18 protein-coding genes and 1 tRNA gene are annotated in these 20853 nt (G+C 65.9%); 7 read left to right on the top strand and 12 right to left on the bottom strand.

Annotated features, from left to right (window positions below; translation table 11 throughout):
• Positions 1-150: 150 nt before the first annotated feature.
• From EN853_RS34825 to EN853_RS29065, 3 genes are read left to right on the top strand one after another with little or no spacing between them, the layout of a single operon-like run.
• A complete protein-coding gene (locus EN853_RS34825) occupies positions 151-1143 on the top strand; it encodes a hypothetical protein (RefSeq protein ID WP_245517221.1) in 993 nt (330 codons plus the stop codon).
• On the top strand, positions 1076-2563 hold the full coding sequence (locus tag EN853_RS29070) for a DNA polymerase Y family protein (protein ID WP_245517224.1): 1488 nt from the start codon (positions 1076-1078) through the stop codon (positions 2561-2563). The genes EN853_RS34825 and EN853_RS29070 overlap by 68 nt, the downstream gene beginning before the upstream one ends.
• Positions 2560-5886, top strand: a complete 3327-nt coding sequence (locus tag EN853_RS29065) for an error-prone DNA polymerase (RefSeq protein WP_127862474.1) — start codon at positions 2560-2562, stop codon at positions 5884-5886. The genes EN853_RS29070 and EN853_RS29065 overlap by 4 nt, the downstream gene beginning before the upstream one ends.
• Before the next feature lie 273 nt (positions 5887-6159).
• Here EN853_RS29065 and EN853_RS29055 read toward each other — a convergent pair whose 3' ends face one another.
• From EN853_RS29055 to EN853_RS29040, 4 genes are all read right to left on the bottom strand, one after another.
• Positions 6160-6408 (bottom strand): Trm112 family protein, encoded by a 249-nt coding sequence (locus tag EN853_RS29055; RefSeq protein WP_127862475.1) that lies wholly within the window; start codon positions 6406-6408, stop codon positions 6160-6162.
• 56 nt (positions 6409-6464) lie between these two features.
• The gene (locus tag EN853_RS29050; protein WP_127862476.1) at positions 6465-7136 is read right to left on the bottom strand and encodes an LON peptidase substrate-binding domain-containing protein; all 672 of its coding nucleotides are present in this window, start codon (positions 7134-7136) and stop codon (positions 6465-6467) included.
• A gap of 195 nt (positions 7137-7331) precedes the next feature.
• Positions 7332-8330, bottom strand: coding sequence for a thioredoxin (gene trxA, locus EN853_RS29045; RefSeq protein WP_127862477.1), 999 nt, complete (start codon positions 8328-8330; stop codon positions 7332-7334).
• 99 nt (positions 8331-8429) lie between these two features.
• Entirely contained in the window at positions 8430-8930 is a 501-nt protein-coding gene (locus EN853_RS29040; RefSeq protein WP_127862478.1) for a prolyl-tRNA synthetase associated domain-containing protein, read from the bottom strand.
• Positions 8931-9150: 220 nt separating this feature from the next.
• Here EN853_RS29040 and EN853_RS29035 point away from each other — a divergent pair.
• Positions 9151-9225, top strand: a tRNA-Gly gene (locus tag EN853_RS29035).
• Between the two features lie 166 nt (positions 9226-9391).
• Complete coding sequence (locus tag EN853_RS29030) at positions 9392-10030, top strand: hypothetical protein (protein ID WP_127862479.1); 639 nt, start codon at positions 9392-9394, stop codon at positions 10028-10030.
• Positions 10031-10071: 41 nt separating this feature from the next.
• Here EN853_RS29030 and EN853_RS29025 read toward each other — a convergent pair whose 3' ends face one another.
• The gene (locus EN853_RS29025) at positions 10072-10512 is read right to left on the bottom strand and encodes an Lrp/AsnC family transcriptional regulator (protein ID WP_126091113.1); all 441 of its coding nucleotides are present in this window, start codon (positions 10510-10512) and stop codon (positions 10072-10074) included.
• Positions 10513-10646: 134 nt separating this feature from the next.
• On the opposite strand from EN853_RS29025, the gene rocF reads away from it, so the two are divergent.
• On the top strand, positions 10647-11579 hold the full coding sequence (rocF, locus tag EN853_RS29020) for an arginase (RefSeq protein WP_127862480.1): 933 nt from the start codon (positions 10647-10649) through the stop codon (positions 11577-11579).
• A 2-nt stretch (positions 11580-11581) separates the two neighbouring features.
• On the top strand, positions 11582-12643 hold the full coding sequence (locus tag EN853_RS29015; protein ID WP_127862481.1) for an ornithine cyclodeaminase: 1062 nt from the start codon (positions 11582-11584) through the stop codon (positions 12641-12643).
• Positions 12644-12964: 321 nt separating this feature from the next.
• Here EN853_RS29015 and EN853_RS29010 read toward each other — a convergent pair whose 3' ends face one another.
• The 7 genes from EN853_RS29010 to EN853_RS28985 form a co-directional block, all read right to left on the bottom strand.
• Positions 12965-13966, bottom strand: coding sequence for a substrate-binding domain-containing protein (locus EN853_RS29010; protein ID WP_127862482.1), 1002 nt, complete (start codon positions 13964-13966; stop codon positions 12965-12967).
• 79 nt (positions 13967-14045) lie between these two features.
• Positions 14046-15053 carry an ABC transporter permease gene (locus tag EN853_RS29005; RefSeq protein WP_245517223.1) on the bottom strand — a complete coding sequence of 336 codons (1008 nt, stop codon included), beginning with the start codon at positions 15051-15053 and terminating at the stop codon, positions 14046-14048.
• A 5-nt stretch (positions 15054-15058) separates the two neighbouring features.
• Complete coding sequence (locus EN853_RS29000; RefSeq protein WP_127862484.1) at positions 15059-16561, bottom strand: sugar ABC transporter ATP-binding protein; 1503 nt, start codon at positions 16559-16561, stop codon at positions 15059-15061.
• A 139-nt stretch (positions 16562-16700) separates the two neighbouring features.
• Positions 16701-17672 carry a sugar ABC transporter substrate-binding protein gene (locus tag EN853_RS28995; RefSeq protein WP_127862485.1) on the bottom strand — a complete coding sequence of 324 codons (972 nt, stop codon included), beginning with the start codon at positions 17670-17672 and terminating at the stop codon, positions 16701-16703.
• Positions 17673-17795: 123 nt separating this feature from the next.
• Complete coding sequence (locus tag EN853_RS34385; RefSeq protein WP_189343920.1) at positions 17796-17966, bottom strand: hypothetical protein; 171 nt, start codon at positions 17964-17966, stop codon at positions 17796-17798.
• A 92-nt stretch (positions 17967-18058) separates the two neighbouring features.
• Positions 18059-19078, bottom strand: coding sequence for an LLM class flavin-dependent oxidoreductase (locus EN853_RS28990; RefSeq protein WP_127862486.1), 1020 nt, complete (start codon positions 19076-19078; stop codon positions 18059-18061).
• A gap of 161 nt (positions 19079-19239) precedes the next feature.
• On the bottom strand, positions 19240-20733 hold the full coding sequence (locus tag EN853_RS28985) for an aldehyde dehydrogenase family protein (RefSeq protein WP_127862487.1): 1494 nt from the start codon (positions 20731-20733) through the stop codon (positions 19240-19242).
• Positions 20734-20853 lie beyond the last annotated feature (120 nt).

Raw genomic sequence — 20853 nt, 5'->3', positions numbered from 1 at the left:
GCGCCGGTCGAGGCAAATGAGCCGACTGGTCGTCCGCTTCCCGGGTTAAGGGCGAAGGAATAAATTCCTTGTGACTCGGCTTGACTCTTCCAGGGCCCTCTGGAATCTATAGGAACATAACAGGAACAATTGCTGCCGGAAGTGAACGTCATGGCGATGACCGCCGTGGCGCGGGAAACTGTTTTTGCCCTGCGCCGCCAGATCGCGAAGATCGAGGGAACGCTGCCCGAGCGCCTGGAAGCGCCGGCGCGGAACACGTCCGTCGATGCCGCCGGATCGGACATCACCGTCCTCCGGCGCGGCCTTGCCGTGGCCTCGCCGGATGCCTTCCTGCACACCGGCATCGAAGGGCTCGACGCCGCGCTCGGCGGCGGCCTGCCCAAAGCGGCGCTCAGCGAAATCCACGGGCTGGAGACCCGCGATGCCGGCGCCGTCGCCGGCTTCGCGCTGTCGCTCACCAGCCTGATCCTCAAGGAAAAGCAGGGTCTGCCGGTCCTCTGGATCGGCACGGCGGAAATCTTCCACGAGGCCGGCTTTCCCTATGCGAGCGGGCTCCATGCCCTGTTCGGCATCGAGCCGGAGCAATTGCTGTTTTCCGAAGCGCCGAAGCTGCTCGACGCGCTATGGATCGCCGAGGAGGCCGCCCGCATGACGGCCTTCGCCGCCGTCATCCTCGAGATCCGCGGCAGCCCGCGGCTTCTCGACCTGACCGCCACGCGGCGGCTGCACGCCCGCGCCCAAAGCGCCGGCCGCCCGGTGCTTTTGCTGCGCCAGGCCGGCGAGGCCGAGCCCACCGCCGCGCCGGTGCGCCTCATCGTCTCGGCCGCGCCGGCGGCAGCGCGCCGGACGATCGCCGGCCCGCTCGACGGCTCGATCGGCAGCCCCGCCTTCACCGTCGATATCGGCAAGAGCCGCACGGCCCTGCCCGGACAATTCACACTGGAGTGGAACCCCGATGAGCACGCTTTTGCAGAAAGAACAGAGAATTCTGTCGCTGTGGTTCCCGTACCTCTGCGCGGAGCGGATCCTGCGCCAGCGTCTGGGGCGGTCCTGGCGTTCCCGGCCCTCGCAGCACCTGCCACTGGTCATCAGCCATCGCGACAGCAACGCCCAGCGCATCGCAGCCCTCGACGAGCGGGCTGAGGCTCTCAAATTGAAGCGCGGCATGGGCATTGCCGATGCGCGCGCCATGCACCCTTCAATCGATGTGGTGGAAGCCGACGCGGAGGCCGACCGCCGCCTGCTCGAGGGCCTTGCCGACTGGTGCGACCGCTATACGCCGCTGGTGGCGATCGACGGCGAGGACGGGCTGTTCCTCGACGTCACCGGCTGCACGCATCTGTTCGGCGGCGAGCGCGCCATGCAGGACGAGATCCTCACCCGCTTCTTCCAGCAGGGATTCGATGTCCGCGCCGGCCTCGCCTCCACACCGGGGGCGGCCTGGGCTGCGGCGCGCTTCCACGGCGACCGCATCGTGGGCGGCGGCGAGGAGGAGGCGCTTCTTTCGCCCTTGCCGCTTTCGGCGCTGCGCATCGCGCCGGAAACCCGCGCCAGTCTGGAAAGCGTCGGCCTGCGCACGGCGGGCGCGGTGATGGCCGCCCCCCGCGCGCCGCTCGCCCGCCGCTTCGGCGCCACCTTGCTTCTGCGCCTCGACCAGGCGCTCGGCCGCCTCGACGAGGCCGTGTCGCCGCGCCTTCCCGTTGCGCCGCTCTCGGTCGAGCGCCATCTTGCCGAACCGGTCGTGCTCACCGACGACATCGAACGGCTGGTGAGCCGGCTTGCCGTGGCCTTGAAGGCCGACCTCGAACGCCGCGGCGAGGGCGCCAGGGCGCTCGCCCTGCTTCTCTTCCGCGTCGACGGCGCCGTCAGCCGCATCGCGGTCGGCACCTCGCGCCCGATGCGCGAGCCGCAGTTGATCAAAAAACTGTTCCACGAGCGGCTGACCGCGCTGGAACAAAACATCGACGCCGGCTTCGGCTTCGACCTCGTGCGGTTGTCGGTGCTTTCGGTCGCCGCCTTCGACATGCTGCAGGGCGACCTCACCGGCGAAGCCGCCGATGACGACGCAGACATCGCCTTGTTCGCCGACCGCGTCCGCGCCCGCCTCGGCGAGGCCGCCGTGCTGAAGCCGGTCGTCGTCGAAAGCCATCTGCCGGAGCGGGCCGTCGCGATCGTTCCCTTCGCGGAAGCGCCGCAACGGCGCATCCCGGCGAAACGCTCCGACCGGACGGCGCCGCCGATGACCATCTATCCGCCGGAGCGGCCGGTGCGGCTGTTCCGTTCGCCCGAGCCGATCGAGGTGCCGGCGACCGAGATCCCCGAAGGTCCGCCGATGAATTTCCGCTGGCGGCGCGCGCTTTACCGCGTCGCCCGCGCCGAAGGGCCGGAACGCATCGCCGCCGAATGGTGGCGGCAGCTGCCCGGCGAGGAGGAAGCGCCGACCCGCGATTATTACCGCATCGAAGACAGCGAGGGCCGCCGCTACTGGCTCTACCGCCAGGGCCTCTACAGCAGCGCCTCGCAAGCCGCGCCGCGCTGGTTCATGCACGGGGTGTTCGCATGAACGCGCTGACCGCCATCCCCTATGCCGAGCTCGGCATCCAGTCGAACTTCTCCTTCCTGCGCGGCGCCTCCAAGCCGGAGGAGCTGGTGGTCACGGCGAAATTCTACGGCTTTGCCTCGATCGGGCTGGCCGACCGCAACACCGTCGCCGGCGTCGTGCGGGCCTGGCAGCAGGCCAAGGTGGAAAAGCTTGCCTATCATCCCGGCTGCCGCCTGGTCTTCCGCGACGGCACGCCGGACATTCTTGCTTACCCGCAAGACCGCAAGGGCTGGGGGCATCTTTGCCGCATGCTGACGCAGGCCAATTTGCGCGACGAGAACGAGAAGGGCGCGACGCTGCTGGAGTTCAGCGACCTTCTTGAATGGGGGGATCGCCTTTCGCTGGCCATCCTGCCCGATCTGTCGGCAGGCGCGGAAGGCAATCTAAGTCTCATTAGCCGGCTTAAGGATCGCTTCGGCGCCGCGCTCCGGCTGGCCGTGGCGCCGGATTACGGCGGCAACGACCGCTTCCGTATCGAGCAGGCGGCGGCGATGGCCGAACATGCGCGGGTTCCGCTGATGGCGACCAACGATGTGCTCTATCATGCCGCCGAGCGCCGGCCGCTGCAGGATGTGCTCACCGCGATCCGCCTCAACACGCCGGTTTGCGAGGTCGGGCTGGAGCTGACGGCGAATGCCGAGCGCCATCTGAAGCCGCCGCTGGAAATGGCGCGCCTTTTCCGCCGCCATCCGCAGGCGCTGGCGGAGACGCTGCGCTTCGCCGACGAGCTCACCTTCGCGCTCAGCGACCTCGAATACAATTATCCGGACGAACCGACCGAATCCGGTCTCGGGCCGCAGGCCGAGCTCGAGCGCCTGGCGCGGGAAGGGGCGGCGAGGCGCTATCCGGCCGGCGTCCCCGCCGATGTGCTGCGGCGCATCGACAGCGAGCTCGCCTTGATCGAGCGGCTGAACTACGCGCGCTATTTCCTGACCGTCTACGACATCGTCAAATTCGCCCGCAGCCAGGACATTCTTTGCCAGGGCCGGGGCTCTGCCGCCAATTCGATCATCTGCTTCTGCATCGGCATCACCGAAGTCGGACCCGAGCGGATCGACACGCTGTTCGAGCGCTTCATCTCCGAGGAGCGCAACGAGCCCCCCGACATCGACGTCGACTTCGAGCATGAAAGGCGCGACGAGGTCATCGCCTATATTTACGAGAAATACAGCGCCAAGCGCACCGCTTTAGCCGCCGCCGTCATCAGCTATCGCGGCCGCTCGGCGCTGCGCGAAGTGGCCAAGGCCATGGGCCTTTCCGAGGACGTCAGGAGCGCCCTGTCTAGCACCATCTGGGGCTGGTCGGCCTCCGAGCTCGGCGAAAGGGAGGCCAATGCCGGCGGCCTCGACCGCACCGACCCGCTGTCGCGGCAAGTGCTGGAGCGCGCCAACGAGATCATGGGCTTTCCCCGCCACCTCTCCCAGCATGTCGGCGGCTTCGTCATCACCCGCGACCGGCTCGACGAAGTCGTGCCCATCGTCAAGACGGCGATGGAGGAGCGCAAGATGGTCGAGTGGGACAAGGACGACCTCGACGCGGTGAAGATCCTCAAGGTGGACGTGCTGGCGCTCGGCATGCTGACCTGCCTGAAGCGCGCCTTCGGTCTGCTCGAAGCCCATTATCGGGCGAGAGACGATTATGGCCGGCCGCTGAGCCTGGCGACGATCCGTGAAGCCGATACGCGCGTCTATGACATGATCTGCCGGGCCGACACGCTCGGCGTCTTCCAGATCGAGTCTCGCGCCCAGATGTCGATGCTGCCGCGCCTTAGGCCGCGCAGCTTCTACGATCTCGTCATCGAGGTTGCGATCGTCCGCCCCGGTCCGATCCAGGGCGACATGGTGCATCCCTATCTGCGTCGTCGGCAAGGCAAGGAAGACGTCAATTACCCCAGCCCTGACTTGGAGAAGATCCTCGGCAAGACGCTTGGCGTGCCGCTGTTCCAGGAACAGGCCATGAAGATCGCCATCGTCGCCGGCGGCTTCAGGCCGGGCGAGGCGGACGAGCTTCGCCGCGCGATGGCCACCTTCAAGCGCACCGGCACGATCGGCAACTACCGCCAGCGCATGATCGACGGCATGGTCAACAATGGCTATGAGAAGGACTTCGCCGAGCGCTGCTTCAAGCAGATCGAAGGCTTCGGCGAATACGGCTTTCCCGAAAGCCATGCCGCCTCCTTCGCGCTGCTGGTCTATGCCTCTTGCTGGTTCAAGACCTTCTATCCCGACGTCTTCTGCGCCGCGATCCTGAACGCGCAGCCGATGGGCTTCTACCAGCCGGCCCAGCTCGTCCGCGACGCGCGCGACCATGGCGTCGAGGTGCGCGAGGTCGACATCAACCACTCCGCCTGGGATTGCACGCTGGAGAGGTCGGCCTTCGATCCGTCCCGCATCCTCGAACGCCATGCCTCGATGCGCGGCGTCATCGAAACGGCTCATGCCGTGCGGCTTGGTTTCCGCCAGGTCAAGGGATTGTCGGAGGAGCGCATGGATGCCGCCGTCGCCCAGCGCGGTGCCGGCTATCGATCGGTCAGGGATGTCTGGCTGCGGTCCGGCCTCGATGTCGGCGAGATCGAAAGGCTGGCCGAGGCCGACGCCTTCCGCTCGCTCGGCCTCGACCGCCGCGCCGCGCTCTGGGAAGTGCGCGCCCTCGACGGCAGGAGTGCCGCCGAGAAGCTGCCGCTGTTCGACCAGCCTACGCTCCACCTGCGGGAGCTGGAGCCTGAAACGAAACTGCCGAAAATGCCGCTCGGCGAGCATGTCGTCCACGACTACCGCTCGCTTGGCCTGTCGCTGAAGGAGCACCCCGTCGCCTTCCTGCGCGAGCGGCTCACCCGCGCCGGCATCACGCCCAATGCCGGCCTGCCGTCGGTGCGCGACGGCAGACGCGTCTCCGTCGCCGGCCTGGTGCTGGTGCGCCAGCGCCCCGGCAAAGGCAATGCGATCTTCATCACGCTGGAGGACGAAAAGGCGATCGCCAACGTCATCATCTGGCCGCGCGTCTTCGACCGCTTCCGCCCGGTCGTCATGGGCGCGCGCTTCATCCGCGTCACCGGCAAGCTGCAGCACGAATCGGACGTCATCCACATCGTCGCCGACAGGATCGAGGATCTGACATCCTGGCTGAGCGTGCTCCTGCGTGAGGCCGCGCCGCCTGCCATCGAGCATCAACCGGATGCGAACCGGTCTGCCCCGGCGAACCGCGGTCTGCCGGTCCGTCAGGACGTTGCGACGCTGTCGAGCACTGCGCAACAGGTCATGCCGAGAGGGCGGAATTTTCAGTAGGGCGATACGAGGAAGCAGGAGCCCAACTGCGGTGTCGCCGCGATGCAGAACTTTGATGTCGGCGGGACAGCGCCCCCCTCTGTCCTGCCGGACATCTCCCCCACAACGGGGGGAGATCAGCCGTCACGCCGGCTTTCGCCAATCTCCAACATTGCAGAATGAGGCGGGGCGCCGAAGCTGCCAATCTCCCCCCTTGTGGGGGAGATGGCCGGCAGGCCAGAGGGGGGCGCGAAGGATCGCCAACCTACGTCGCTGCACCTATGAGGACACCGATTACGACGGCCCGCTCAGCCGCGGTGGCGGTGGCGGCAGCGCATCTTCGGCCGAGATCGTGCGCGCTTCCGAGGGCAGCATGATCGGGATGCCGTCGCGCACCGGATAGGCGAGCTTGGCCACGCGCGAGACCAGCTCGCTGCGCTCCGCGTCCCACGTCAGCGGCCCTTTGGTCAGCGGGCAGGCGAGAAGTTCCAACAGCTTTGGGTCGACCGTGGCTTTCCGCGCGTCACGTCCGTCTGCTGCCATCGCACTTTCCTTTGTCCAAAACGCCACAGGCCGGCCTCACTTGAATATCGACACTCTTACTGGAGACTCGACCCAAAATCCTCGTCCTCGCGGGCCAGCGTTATCTCGGTGATGGCGATCAGCGTCTCGGCGCGCGTCTTCAGGTCGGCCGCTTCGAGCAGCGCCTGCTTCTCGGCCGGCCCATAGGGCGCCATCATCGACAGCGCGTTGACCAACATGGCATTCTCGGCGCGGCTGACGCTTTCCCAGTCGGCCTCGAGGTCATTGGCTTGCAGATAGGCGCGGAACGCCTTGAGCAGCGCCGGGCGGTCGACCTCGGCGGCGGCCGGGTCCTCCTCGAGATCGGCCAGGAACGGCGCGATCCGGCACTGCCGGAACGGCGTCTTGACCGCCAGCTCCTGCGTGACGCGGAACCGGCACACGCCCTGCAGCGAGATCAGGTAGCGCCCGTCGCCGGTCTCGGCCAGCGAGATTATGCGCCCGGCGCAGCCGACGCTGCAGAGCTCCGGCTCGCCGTCCTCGCGCAGCGCGCCGTCGAGGCCGGGCTGGATCATGCCGATCAGCCGCGGTCCGGCCATCGCTTCGTCGACCATCTGCAGGTAACGCGGCTCGAAGATGTTGAGCGGCATGCGCCCGCCCGGCAGAAGCAAGGCGCCGGTCAGCGGAAACACCGGGATTGCCTGCGGCAGATCCCTCGCGAGCCGATAGCGGGCGTTTCCGACCTGCACTTCAACCCTCCGCCTGCACTTCGACCTCCGAACCCGTCGCCGGCCAGCGTGTCAAACCTGTGAGCTCCCCCGGCGCAGCCGCGACTTGTCCAACTTTCTTCATCGGCGGGACAAGCCACTGCCCCTATCTGGCGCAGTTGCCGCCTTGCGCAAGCCCCCGGCAAAAGGGGGTCGGCGACAAAGCCGGCAAAGCGCTCAGGAGAACAACAGCGACGACAGCTTGCGCCGCGCCGCAAGCGTCGCTTCGTCGGTCATCCCCCATGCCTCGAAGAACTTCAGGAGCTGCGCCCGCGCGCCGTCGTCGTTCCACGTCCGGTCGGCCTTGACGATCGCCAGCAGGTTGTCGGCGGCCTGCGTCTTCTCGCCGCGCGCATTCTGCACCATCGCCAGGTCGAACCGCGCCTGATGATCGTTCGGATTGGCGGCGAGCCGACGCTCGAACTCGGCCGGATTGCCGAGCGCGGCCGCTTCCGCCGCGAGCGTCATCTTGGCGCGCAGGGCACCAAGCGCGGGTGCGTCCTTCTTCTCCTCGGGCGCCTTCGCCAGCACCGCCTCGGCGCCCTCGGCATCGCCGGCCTCGAACAGTATCTCGCCCAGGCCCGCGATCGCCTCGACGGTTTCGGGCGCCTGCTCGAGGATCGCGTCGTAGATGTCGGCCGCGGTCTGGACATCGCCCGCCTCGCGCGCCTCGGAGGCCGCGGCAAGCGCATCCGTGATCTGCGGCACGCCGCCGCCGCCCTTGCCGCCGACCTTCTGGATGAACTGCGCGATCTGGCTTTCGGGAATCGCGCCCATGAAGCCGTCGACCGGCTGGCCGTCCTTGAAGGCGATGACCGCGGGAATGGACTGGATGCCGAGCTGGCCGGCGATCGAGGGATGGTCGTCGATGTTCATCTTGACCAGCTTGACCTTGCCGCCGGCGGCCTTGACCGCCTTTTCAAGCTGCGGCGTCAGCTGCTTGCAGGGGCCGCACCAGGGCGCCCAGAAGTCGACCAGCACCGGCTGGCGGCGCGATTCCTGGATGACGTCGGCCGCGAATGTCGCGGTCGTGGTGTCCTTGATCAGCTCGGCGGCGGCCGGCGGTTCGCCGAGCGACACCTTGGCGCGGTCGCCGGCCCCGCCATACTGGACGGATTGGGCGTACTGGCCGGCATTGCCGCCAAATGAGCCGCTGAACGGGTTGTTGTCACTCATGTCGTCGCCCTTTCGGTCGCGCCGCCGCCGGCATGAAGGTGCGGCGCGTCATTGTCGGAGTTCGGTTTCGCCATCCATGTGGCGATCAAGCCCCGACTTTCAAGATAATGAGACTTTCAAGATAACAGGATCGTGGCCGGTTGCCTCGACGAATCTGACGAGATCGGCGGCGGCAATGGTCGTCGTCGCCTCATTGGTCAGCGGATGGCCGTTGATGACCTCGTGGCTCATCAATTCCTGGTCGAGAAACACCTTCACCCGGCCACCCGTGTCGTTGATCAGGCCGAACACGGTGACGGCGCCCGGAATGACGCCGAGCAGCTCCATCAGCATTTCCGGCTTGCCGAAGGAAACGCGGCCGGCGGCGCCGATCAAATGATGGATCTGCTTGAGGTCGACCTCGGCCTCCTCGCCGACGGTGACCAGAAAGAAGTTGTCCTTCTTGTCCTTGAGGAACAGGTTCTTGGTATGGCCGCCCGGGATCTCGCCGCGCAGCGCCTGCGAATCGGCGACCGTGAACAAGGGCGGATGCCGCACCGTGGAGACGGAGATGCCGAGATCGGCAAGAAAGGCGTAAAGCTCGGCTTCGGTCTTCGGCATCGGTTCCTCGCATTGTCCGGCAGGTCATGCCGTTTACGGCCAACGCTGCCCTCGGGGCAAGATCGTCAGCAAGATCGTCGGAGTGGACCAGCGGAATCCGCCCGATCGGAACGAACCTTCGGTGCATGAAGAGCCAGCTCCAAAAAGACCGTCATTTCCCTGTTGCAATCGCCGCGCTCTTCGGCCATATAGGCGCGGCTTGCGGCCCGAGGCCGCGCGAGCGGGTGTAGCTCAGAGGTAGAGCACAACCTTGCCAAGGTTGGGGTCGGGCGTTCGAATCGCCTCACCCGCTCCAGTTTCCTCAAGGAAAGCAAGCAAACGAAAAGCCGCGGTTTTCCGCGGCTTTTTCGCATTTTGGGGCGGTTGAAATCGCAAAGCACGGAAGTGGCTCGAGAAGTCCGGGTCACGCGCGGTTACCGTTTCCCTGCAACAACGCAGCGTGAAATTGCGGCGTCGAGCGGATGTCCGACGGCACAGCGCCGAGGCAGAGCTGGTCACGCGCCGATTTTGGTCATCCACGGCGCCAGGGCAAAGCTGTCAACACTTTTTATCTAATGCTATCAAGAATGATGACCGTTGCCTCCGATCAAACAACACCACCGCTGCAACCAATTGACTGGGGTGCGATTTTCTCCCAGGTCAATTGCTGGCGCGGTGCCTGTATGCACCATTTCTCGATGGTCGAAACGGCCGTGACCGAGACACTGCTTGCGTTAAGTGCCACGGCACAGGGCGAGATCGCAGTGCGCCTGCGTCACCTCATCGGACAAAGGTTCGAAGACTTGGCAGCAGCTATCAGCCCCGGCGGCCCATTTGAGGAGGTGGGCCGGCACGCCCTTACTGAACTTTCACAGTATCGCGAAAAGCATGAGACGTTTCGTACCTTGCTATGTCACGGGATGGTCAAGGTGACGGTTGAGCAGAACGGCCAATGGATTTTACTCATTCGATCGTTGTCGATCCGCTCGCGTCAGCCTGACCGCACCATACTGGCATTGGAACAGTCCGAGGCCGAAGCCAGACTGGCGACCTTGAAACGTGACGGGCAGAAGCTCACTTCGTGCCTTGGCCAACTTCGTAAGGTGGCGGCCGCGGCCTAAGTTTCATCCGACCCTGCAAATTGGGGCCTCCCCGTAAGGACCTACCCCAGCCGCGCCCTGGTCGTCCGCGGCGTCGCCAGCAAAAGGCTTGTCTCGCTCCCTGTTATCCCAGGGATCAGCCGTATCCGCCGCAGCACGGCGTCGAAATCGGTGAGCGAGGCGGTGCCCAGCTCGACCACCAGGTCCCAGCGGCCGTTCGTGGTGTGAATGGTCGAGACTTCGGGAAAGCCGCCGAGCGCCCTGATGACGCGGTCGGCGGCATGGCCCTCGATCTCGATCATCATGACGCCGCGTATCCTCTGGTCGACCGCGTCGGCGCGCAGCACCACCGTGTAGCCGATGATCTCGCCGGACTTCTCCAGCCGCTCCATGCGCGCCCTGACCGTCGCGCGCGAGACGCCGAGATCGACCGCGAGATCGGAGACGCTGCGCCGCGCATCGTGTCTCAGAAGCGTCACCAGCCTTTCGTCGAGCGCGTCCATGCTTTTCCATTTCGGTCAGATCATATGCTCAATATGATAGATTGTTCTTTTCGAAATGCCAATTTTCCCTGTTCAAACCGCCAGGCCACGATGGTTCACTGTGTTCCGAACAATCGCAAGGGCTAAAAAGAATCATGCGCTGCAGGATCGTTGGCGCGCCGGTACAGGATGGCGCGGGCAGGATGGGATGCGAGATGGGGCCGAGCGCGCTGCGCACGGCCGGGCTTGTCTCCGTGCTGTCGGAGCTTGGCCATGAGGTCGAGGACTGGGGCGCCGTGGAGAAGGCCGCGGCGCGCCCTGTCGCTCACGGCAATCTCGCGCTGAAGGCCCTGCCCGAGATCTCCGCATGGACGACGGCAATCGCAGAGACCGCCTACACCGCTTCGAAGGACGCCATTCCGATCTTCCTCGGCGGCGACCACTCGATCTCCGCCGGCACGGTCTCCGGCGTGGCGCGCCGCGCCGCCGAGCGGGGCCGGCCGCTTTTCGTGCTGTGGCTCGACGCGCATCCGGATTTCCACACCCTCGACACCACCACCAGCGGCAACCTGCACGGCGTGCCGCTCGCCTATGCCAGCGGGCAGGCGGGTTTCAAGGGTTATTTCCCGGACCTGCCCGCGGCCGTCGACCCCGCCCGCGTCTGCACCATGGGCCTGCGCAGCGTCGATCCGGCCGAGCGCCGCGCGCTGCAGGAGGCGGGCGTGACCGTGCACGACATGCGCGCCATCGACGAGCACGGCATCGCGCCGCTGCTGCGCGCCTTCCTCGCCCGCGTCGAACAGGAGAACGGGCTCCTGCATGTCAGCCTCGATGTCGATTTCCTCGACCCGTCGATCGCGCCCGCCGTCGGCACCACCGTGCCCGGCGGTGCCACCTTCCGCGAGGCGCATCTGGTGATGGAGATGCTGTCCGACAGTGGCCTGGCGTCCAGCCTCGACCTGGTCGAGCTCAATCCGTTCCTGGACGAGCGCGGCCGCACCGCGACGCTGATGGTCGACCTCACCGCCAGCCTGATGGGCCGCCGCATCATGGACCGCCCGACCCGCAGCCATTCCGGAAGCATCTGACCATGACCACCCAGCCTTCGCGCCTTGCCATCGTCCCCTTCGTCAGCGTCGACCGCATGATGAAGCTTGTGCTCGCCATCGGCGTCGAGCGCTTCCTCACCGAGCTCGCCGCCTATATCGAGGAGGACTTCCGCCGCTGGGAGCTGTTCGACAAGACGCCGCGCATCGCCTCGCACAGCCATGACGGCGTCATCGAATTGATGCCGACCAGCGACGGCAAGATGTACGGCTTCAAATATGTCAACGGCCACCCGAAGAACATGCGCGAGGGCCGCCAGACGGTCACCGCCTTCGGCGTGCTCGCCGATGTCGGCTCCGGCTATCCGATGCTGTTGACCGAGATGACGATCCTGACGGCGCTGCGCACCGCCGCCACCTCCGCCGTCGCGGCGAAATACCTCGCGCCGAAGGGATCGCGCGCCATGGCCATCATCGGCAACGGCGCCCAGTCCGAGTTCCAGGCCATCGCCTTCAAGGCGCTGCTCGGCATCGACCGGCTGCGGCTCTACGACATCGATCGTTCGGCCTCGGAAAAATGCGCCCGCAACCTCGCCGGCAAGGGTTTTGATATCACCATTTGCCAGACCGGGCAGGAAGCGGTGGAAGGCGTCGACATCATCACCACCGTGACCGCCGACAAGCAGTACGCCACCATCCTCACCGACAACATGGTCGGCTCCGGCGTGCACATCAACGCGGTCGGCGGCGATTGCCCGGGCAAGACCGAGCTGCACCGCGACATCCTGCTGCGCTCCGACATCTTCGTCGAGTTCCCGCCGCAGACGCGCATCGAGGGCGAGATCCAGCAGCTCGACGCCGACCATCCGGTGACCGAGCTGTGGCAGGTGATGACCGGCCAGGCCGAGGGCCGCAAGGCGCCGGAGCAGATCACGCTGTTCGATTCCGTCGGCTTCGCAACGGAAGATTTTTCCGCGCTGCGCTATGTCCGCGACCAGCTCCAGGCCACCGGCCTCTATGAGGAGCTCGACCTGCTCGCCGACCCCGACGAGCCGCGCGACCTGTTCGGCATGCTGCTCAGGGCCGCCATGCAGCCGGCGGCCTGAGGCCTGTCAGCAAGACGATTTCACAGGGCGGGACAATCGCATCGGGCGCTCCCCCTCTCCGTCTCCCCCGCCTCTGGCGGGGGCGAGGAACCTAGAGCAATTCCAGGAAAAGTGTGTAACGGTTTTCCATCCGGAATTGCGTAAAAACAAATACTTAGAAGCGGTTCGGCGATTCTATGAATCGCTGAAACGCACTAAGCTTTCAAGGCCGCGCAGTCAGCGGTTGGCGTTTCCTCGCCCCCCATGAATAGGGAGAGCTGGATCGGCGCGCAGCGCCGAGACGGAGCGGGGGCCAGCGCCGGCGTCGGCAATTGCCAAACACTATCCGCGCGCCGGCGCGCAGCTTTCCCTCTCGACCAGCACCGGCGCCAGCACCTCGCGGCGCGACGGCGCCTCCGGCTCGCGGACGCGCTCCAGAAGCAGGCTCACCGCCCGCGTGCCGATCTTCTCCACCGGCTGCGCGATCGTCGTCAGCGGCGGCCATGTCGTGACCGCGTAGGGAATGTCGTCGAAGCCGACCAGCGACATGTCGTCGGGTACCCGCAATCCGCGCGAGCGCAGCGCGGTGATGGCCCCCATGGCCATCAGATCGTTGCACGCAAACACCGCCGTGATGTCCGGCGCCTGCGCCATCAGTCGCTCCATCGCCAGGCGGCCGCCGGCAAAATGATAGTCGGAATCGACCACCGATGAAGCCGGCAGGTCGAGGCCCGCCTCCTCCAACGCCCTGGCAAAGCCGCGCAGGCGGGCCGGACTGGAGCTCGAATCGCGCGGGCCGCCGATGACGCCGATCTTCTTGTGGCCGAGCCCGACGAGGTGACGGCCGGCGAGATAGCCGCCGTGATCGTGGTCGACCAGCACGGAGTCGACATTGACGGAATGGATCTCGCGGTCGAGCAGCACCGCCGGCACGGCGGCGGAAAGATGCGCGAACACCCGTGCGTGATCGGATGAGCCGGCAAAGATCAGCCCGTCGATCTGCTTGGCCAGCAGCACCGACAGATAGCGCTCCTCCTTTTCGGCGCTGCCGTCCGAGTTGCACAGGATCACCGTGTAGCCGGCGACGAAGCCCGCATCCTCGATCTGGCGCGCGACGCTGGCGAAGAACGGGTTGGAGTTGTCGGGGAGCAGCAGGCCGATGGTCTTGGTCTCGCCGCGCCGCAGACTCCGCGCCAGCGAATTCGGGCTGTAGCGCAAGGCGGTGATCGCCGCGCGCACGCGCTCGGCCGTCTCCGGCTCGACATGGCGCGTGCGGTTCATCACATGCGAGACGGTAGCGACAGACACCCCCGCGTAGCGTGCGACATCGGCAATCGTTGTCATGGCCCCTTGGTCCCGGTGACTCCCTGCACTTCCTGCGCGATTCCGGACGGAAAACCGCTATGCACTTTCCTGGATTGCTCTAGCGGATCCTCCGCAACAGCCTCTCCCGATACGCGTCTAGAATGACCGCGAGCACGATGACAAGGCCAATCACGATGGGTTTGAAATTGTCGCCGACGCCGAGCAGCTGCAGCCCGGTCGAGAGCACCTGCAGGATGCAGGCGCCAACCAGCGTGCCGATGATCGAGCCCTTGCCGCCGCTGAGGCTGGTGCCGCCGATGATGACGGCGGCGATCGCGTTGAGCTCGTAGCCGACGCCAGCGATCGGGCTGCCGATGTTGAGGCGCAACAGATAGACCATGGCCGCGATGCCGGCCGTGAGGCCGCTGATGGTGAAGGCGGCGACCTTGTAGAAATCCGGATTGTGGCCCGAGAGGCGCACCGCCTCGTCATTGGTGCCGACGGCGAAGATCATGCGGCCGAACACCGTGAAGCGCAGCACGAACCAGCCGGCGGCGATCACCAGCACGGCGACCAGGAAGATCGACGGCAGGAAACCGCCGATGATCAGGTTGCCGAAATCGACGAAGCTCTGCGGCAGGCCGGTGATGGTCGAGTTGTCGCTGACCACGCGGGCGGCGCCGGCCGCCATGTTGAGCATGCCGAGCGTGACGATGAAGGAGGGGATCTTCCAGCGCGTCGAGATCCAGCCGTTGAGGAAGCCGCAGGCAGCACCCGTCGCCATGCAGGCGAGCAGGGCAAGCGTGATCGCGGCGGCCGGCGACAGGCTCTCGTCGATCATGATGGTGGCGCCGACCACGGTGCAGAGCGCCAGCACCGAGCCGACCGAAAGGTCGATGCCGCCGGTGAGGATGACGAAGGTCATGCCGGCCGCGAGCACGGTGTTGATGGCGATCTGCACGAAGATCTTCAGCGCATTGTCGGGGGTGGCGAAATAGGGCGCCGTGGCCGAGAAGAACAGCGTGATCAGGACCAGGGCGAGCAGCACGCCGGCATCGCGGATCAGGAAGCGCAGGAATTTTGCCTTGGCCGGTGAAACGGGCGCCGACACCAGCGGTTCGGACATCTCGGTCATGGTCGCACATACTCCTGATAGGCGAGCGACAGGATACGCTCCTGGTCGAATTCGGCTCGCGGCACCTCGCCGACGATCTTGTTTTTGGAAAAGACGATGATGCGGTGGCACATGCCCATCAGCTCGGGCAGGTCGGACGACACCATGATGATGCCCTTCTCAGCCGCTGCCAGCATCCACAGGAGCTGGTAGATCTCGCGCCGCGCGCCGATGTCGACGCCGCGCGTCGGCTCGTCGAGGATCAGCGTCGAGGTACCGCGGAACAGCCATTTGGCCAGCACCACCTTCTGCTGGTTGCCGCCGGAGAGGTTGCGCACCGCCTGCTCGATCGAGCTTGCCTTGACACGGAGCTGGCCGACCAGGTCGTTGGCGGCCGCGGCCTCCGCCCTGCGGTTGACCAGGCCGTGGCGCGAGACTTTGCCGAGATCCGTGATGGTAATGTTCTTGTCGACCGGCATATCGAGCAGCAGGCCCTGCCCCTTGCGGTCTTCGGTGAGCAGGCTGAGCCCATGCCGCACGGCGTCCTTGGGCGCCGTGATCGCCACCGGCCGGCCGTCGATCTCGACGACGCCGTCGAGCTTCGGATCGGCGCCGAACAGGGCCCGCATGGCTTCCGTGCGGCCGCTGCCGACCAGGCCGGCGACGCCCAGGATCTCGCCATGCCGAACCGAGAAGGAGATTTCCGGCGTCGCGGCGCTCCGCTTCAGATTGGCGACGCTGAGCGCGACCTTGCCCGGCACGATCGAAGCATCGAAGCTGAACTCATCGGCGATGTCGCGGCCGATCATCATGCGCACCAGGTCCGGCACGGCAAGGCCGTGGAGATCGCGGGTCGCTTCAAGCCTGCCGTTGCGCAGGACGGTCACCCGGTCGCCGATCTCGAACACCTCGTGCAGGCGATGCGAGATGTAGATGATGGTGACGCCTTTCGCCTTGAGCCGCTTGATGATGGCAAAGAGCCGCGTGATCTCGGGCGGCGTCAGCGTCGCCGTCGGCTCGTCCAGCACCAGAAGCTTGCTGTCGTAGCTCAGCGCCTTGGCGATCTCGACCAGCTGCATCTGGGCGACGCCGAGCGCCTCGACCCGGGTCCTTGGGTCGATGTCGAGGCCGACCTCCTTGAGCAATGCGACGGCACGCCGGTTGAGCGCCTTGCGGTCGACGACACCGAAGGCGCGGCGCGGCAGGTTTTCCAGCATCAAATTCTCGGCGATGCTGAGATAGGGTAAAAGGTTGAGTTCCTGATGTACGATGCGGATACCGCTCTGCTGCGCATCATGCGGCGTCTTCGGTTGGTAGGACTGGCCGTTGAAGACAATGGTACCCGCGTCCGGCTGATAGATGCCGGCCAAAAGCTTGATCAGCGTCGACTTGCCGGCGCCGTTCTCGCCCAGGACGATGTGGGTTTCGCCGCGCGCGATCGACAGCGAGACGTCGCTCAGCGCGACGACGCCCGGAAAGATTTTTCCGACGCCCTTAAGGGAAAGAATCGCATCGTCCATGGCAGCAAGAATCCTGAACTGCGCTGCGCTGCCGCCTGGCGGCACTGGCGCGCCGTCATCGCCGCCGGCAGCTGCCGGCGGCGATGATGAGGCAAGCGGAGGGATGACGCCAGAGGGAGTGCCGGCGCCTAGGCTCGCCTCAAGCGGTGATCAGCTTGACGTCGGTCTTGACCCAGCCGGAGAACTTCTCGCCGGCGAGTTCGCGCAAGCCGTAGTCGATGCCCATGGCCGCCATCTGCGCGCCATACTGCTCGACGGTGGCGAGCATCTTGCCTTCCTTCAGCAGCGGGCCGACGGCCGGGATGTTGTCGAAGCCGACCACCTTGATCTTGCCGGACTTGCCGGCCGCGTCGATCGCCTTGACGACGCCGAGCGCCATCGAATCATTGGCCGCCATCACGCCCTGGATATCCGGGTGCTGGGTCAGGAAGTTGGTCATCAGCGTGTTGGCTTCCTCGGTCTCCCAATGCGCCGTCTTGGAGTCGAGCAGCTTCAGCTTGTACTCCTTCACCGAATCGTCAAAGCCGAGCTTGCGCTGCTTGGCGTTGTCGGCCTCGGGATTGCCCTCGAGGATGACGACCTTGCCGCCCTTGCCCAGCGCCTTGCCGAGCGCGTCGCCGGCAAGCTTGGCGCCGGCGCGGTTGTCCGGGCCGAAGAAGGCGAGGTCGATGCCTGCCTTCTTCTTGGCTTTCTCGTCGAGCGCGACGTCGATGTTGATGACCTTGATGCCGGCCTTCAGCGCCTTGGCGATCGGCGTCACCATCGCCTTCGAATCGGCGGGCGCGACGACGATGATGTTGTACTTCTGGGTGATGAAGTTCTCGATCGCGTCGACCTGGGCGGCGAAGTCGCGCTCGTCCTTCATGCCGACGGCGGCGAAGTCGAACTTGTCCTTGTTCTTGGCCGCATAGGCCTCGGCGCCGGCCTGCATCTGCTTGAAGAACTCGTTGGCCAGTGACTTCATCACCAGGCCGACCTTCGGCTTGTCGGCGGCAAGTGCCGGTCCGAGCGGCAGCGCGAGCACGCCGGCGGCGAGTGCGCTGGTCTTCAGAAACTGGCGGCGCGAGAACGAGCCCAGCTCCAGCCCATGGGTATTTGAAACCTTGCTCATGCTTTCCTCCACTTTTAATGAGCCGTAATCGGTTACGTAACCGATTACGCGCCAAAATAGGATTCAGACGTGCCAGGTGTCAATCATCTCTGAAAATCAGGCGTCAAAAACCGGCGACACGGTTCAGTAGTCGCGATCGACTTCGAGCCAGTACGGCGCAAGGCACCCGGCCTGCGACGCGAAGCGAAGCCGTCGCCTGGCGTCGAACGCCATCTCCGAAACTGGACGGGACGAGTCGTTCGCGATCGCGTCGGGCACGATTGTGTACCCTTCCGCGATCAGTGTCAGCCTCATTTCCTCGAAATGACGCTCGAAACCCCTTTCAATTCGGCTTCGCGAGTACAGACGCCCATGTGGTTGTCGACAAGTTTGCGCCGACCGGGCGGTCACCGCCAACCCAGCGCCGGTGCAACGTGCTTCAGGATCGCCTCGATGACATGGGCGTTATAGGCGACGCCGAGCTGGTTGGGCACGGTCAAAAGCAGCGTGTCGGCCTCGGCGATCGCCTCGTCCTGCCTGAGCTGTTCCACCAGCTTGTCCGGTTCGGCGGCATAGGTGCGGCCGAACACGGCGCGCTTCTCCGGCTCGATATAGCCGAAATGGTCCTCGCCCTCGCTGCCGCCGAAATAGGCGCGGTCCATGTCGTTGACAAGCGCGAAGATGCTGCGGCTGACCGACACGCGCGGTTCCCGGGCGTGGCCGGCTTCCTTCCAGGCGGCGCGGAAGGCTCTTATTTGCTCGGCCTGCTGGATATGCAGCGGCTGGCCGCTCTCATCGAATTTCAGTGTCGAGCTCTGCAGGTTCATGCCGAGCTTGGCCGCCCATTGGGCCGTGGCGTTGGTGGCCGCGCCCCACCAGATACGGTCGCGCAGGCCCTCCGAGAACGGCTCCAGGCGCAAAAGGCCGGGCGGATTGGGAAACATCGGCCGCGGATTGGGCTGGGCGAAGCCCTGGCCGCGCAGCACTTCGAGGAAGACTTCGGCGTGGCGCCGGGCCATGTCGGCATCGGTCTTGCCCTCTTCCGGCACGTAGCCGAAATAACGCCAGCCATCGATCACCTGCTCCGGCGAGCCGCGGCTGATGCCAAGCTGCAGCCGGCCGCCGGCGATGAGGTCGGCGGCGCCGGCATCCTCCGCCATGTAGAGCGGGTTCTCGCAGCGCATGTCGATGACGGCGGTGCCGAGCTCGATGCGCTTGGTTTTCGCGCCTGCCGCGGCAAGCAGCGGGAAGGGCGAGCCGAGCTGGCGGGCGAAATGGTGAACGCGGAAATAGGCGCCGTCGGCGCCGAGCTCCTCGGCCGCGACCGCCAGGTCGATCGACTGCAGCAGCGCGTCGGCACCCGAGCGCGTGCCCGATTGCGGTGATGGCGACCAATGCCCGAAGGACAGAAACCCGATCTTCTTCATGCGCTCCATTCCGGTTCATAGCGGCTCGCTGAGCCGCTCGAACTCTTGCGTTGCTCCAGCAATACCAGGAAAGCGCAGGAAGGCTTTCCGCTTCGCAATTGCGTAAGGCAGATAGTTGAAGCCGTGTGGCGATTCAACGGAACGCGAACGGACACAGACCGTCAATCGATGCGGATCCAGACGCCCTTGGTGTTGAGATACTCCTCGAGATGCTCGGCGCCGCCTTCGCGGCCGTAGCCGCTCATCTTGTAGCCGCCGAACGGCACGGCTGGGTCGATCGCGTGATAGGTGTTGACCCAGACCGAGCCGGCGCGCAGCCGGTTGGCGAGCTGATGCGCCTTGCCGACGTCACGCGTGAACACGCCGGCGCCAAGGCCGTAGGGCGTGTCGTTGCCGCGCTTCACCGCTTCGTCCAGCGTGTCGAAGGGCAGCGCCGAGATGATCGGCCCGAAGATTTCCTCGCGTGCGATGCGCATGCCGTCGGTGACGCCGGAAAAGACGCCGGGCGTCATGAAGTTGCCCGCGGCCAAAGCGCCTTCGGTGATGCGCTGACCGCCCGTCACCAGCCGCGCCCCCTCGCGCGCGCCGTCCGCGATGAAGCCGCTGACGCGCTCGAGCTGTCTTGGCGAGATCAGCGGCCCGATCTCAGTCTCGGGATCGGCGCCGTCGCCGATCCTGAGCTTAGCCGCGAAGGCGGCAACGCGCTCGATGAATTCGTCGTAAATCGGCCGCTCGACGAACAGCCGCGAGCCGGCGATGCAGACCTGGCCCGAATTGGCGAAGACCGACATGGCCGCGACCGGTACGGCGCGCTCGATGTCGGCGTCGGCCAGAACGATCACCGGCGACTTGCCGCCGAGCTCCAGCGAAACGCGCTTCATGTTGGCGGCCGAGGCGCGCAGGATCGCCTGTCCCGTCGCGGTCGAGCCGGTGAAGACCAGCTTGTCGACATCCATATGCGCGGCCAAAGGCGCGCCGGCTTCCGCGCCCGTGCCGGTCACGACGTTGACAACGCCCGGCGGCACACCCGCTTCCTGCATCAGGTCGGCGATCAGAAGCGGCGTCAGCGGCGCTTCCTCCGAGGGTTTCAGCACGATGGTGCAGCCGGTGGCCACGGCCGGGCCGATCTTCCAGATCGAGGCGGCGGTGGGCGCATTCCACGGGATGATCGCGCCGACCACGCCGACCGGTTCCTTGCGCGTGTAGGAAACGATCTCGCCGGGCAGCGAGTTGCCGATGGTCTGGCCGTGAATCGACGTCGCCATGCCGGCATAGAAGCGCAGCATGCCGAGCACGCGGTTCTTGTTGGCCAGCGTGCGGGTGATCGGCATGCCCATGTCGGTGGTGTCCGACAGCGCCAGCTCTTCCCAATGCCGTTCCATCACATCGGCGATCCTGAGCAGCAGCAGCTGGCGCTCATAGGGCTTGAACCGGCTCCACGGGCCCTCGAAGGCCCGCCGCGCCGCCGCGACCGCCAGGTCGATGTCGTTGGCCCCCGACTGCGGCACGGTGCCGATCACCGCCCCGGTGGCGGGATTGCGCGTCTCGAACGTCCGGCCGCTGACTGCATCGCGCCATTGCCCGTCGATCAGCATCTGCCGGTGCCGGCCGTCGATGGGGGTGCGCAGGGAGAGGTTTCTCGCCGGTATCGTCATCTCGAGCCTCTGATGAAACCGCTGCGGTTATCGCACCGGCCTGCAGGTGGGCGCAAGTTCGGCCTCATCGCGGCGCGCGGCAAGGGCCGGACGCAAGCGGACTTCGAATGCGAGAGGGGT

Source organism: Mesorhizobium sp. M1C.F.Ca.ET.210.01.1.1, assembly GCF_004791585.1.
In the GTDB taxonomy this organism is placed as follows: domain Bacteria; phylum Pseudomonadota; class Alphaproteobacteria; order Rhizobiales; family Rhizobiaceae; genus Mesorhizobium.
The sequence above is the reverse complement of the archived record's forward strand: the minus strand, read 5'-3'. Positions and strand labels throughout refer to the sequence as shown.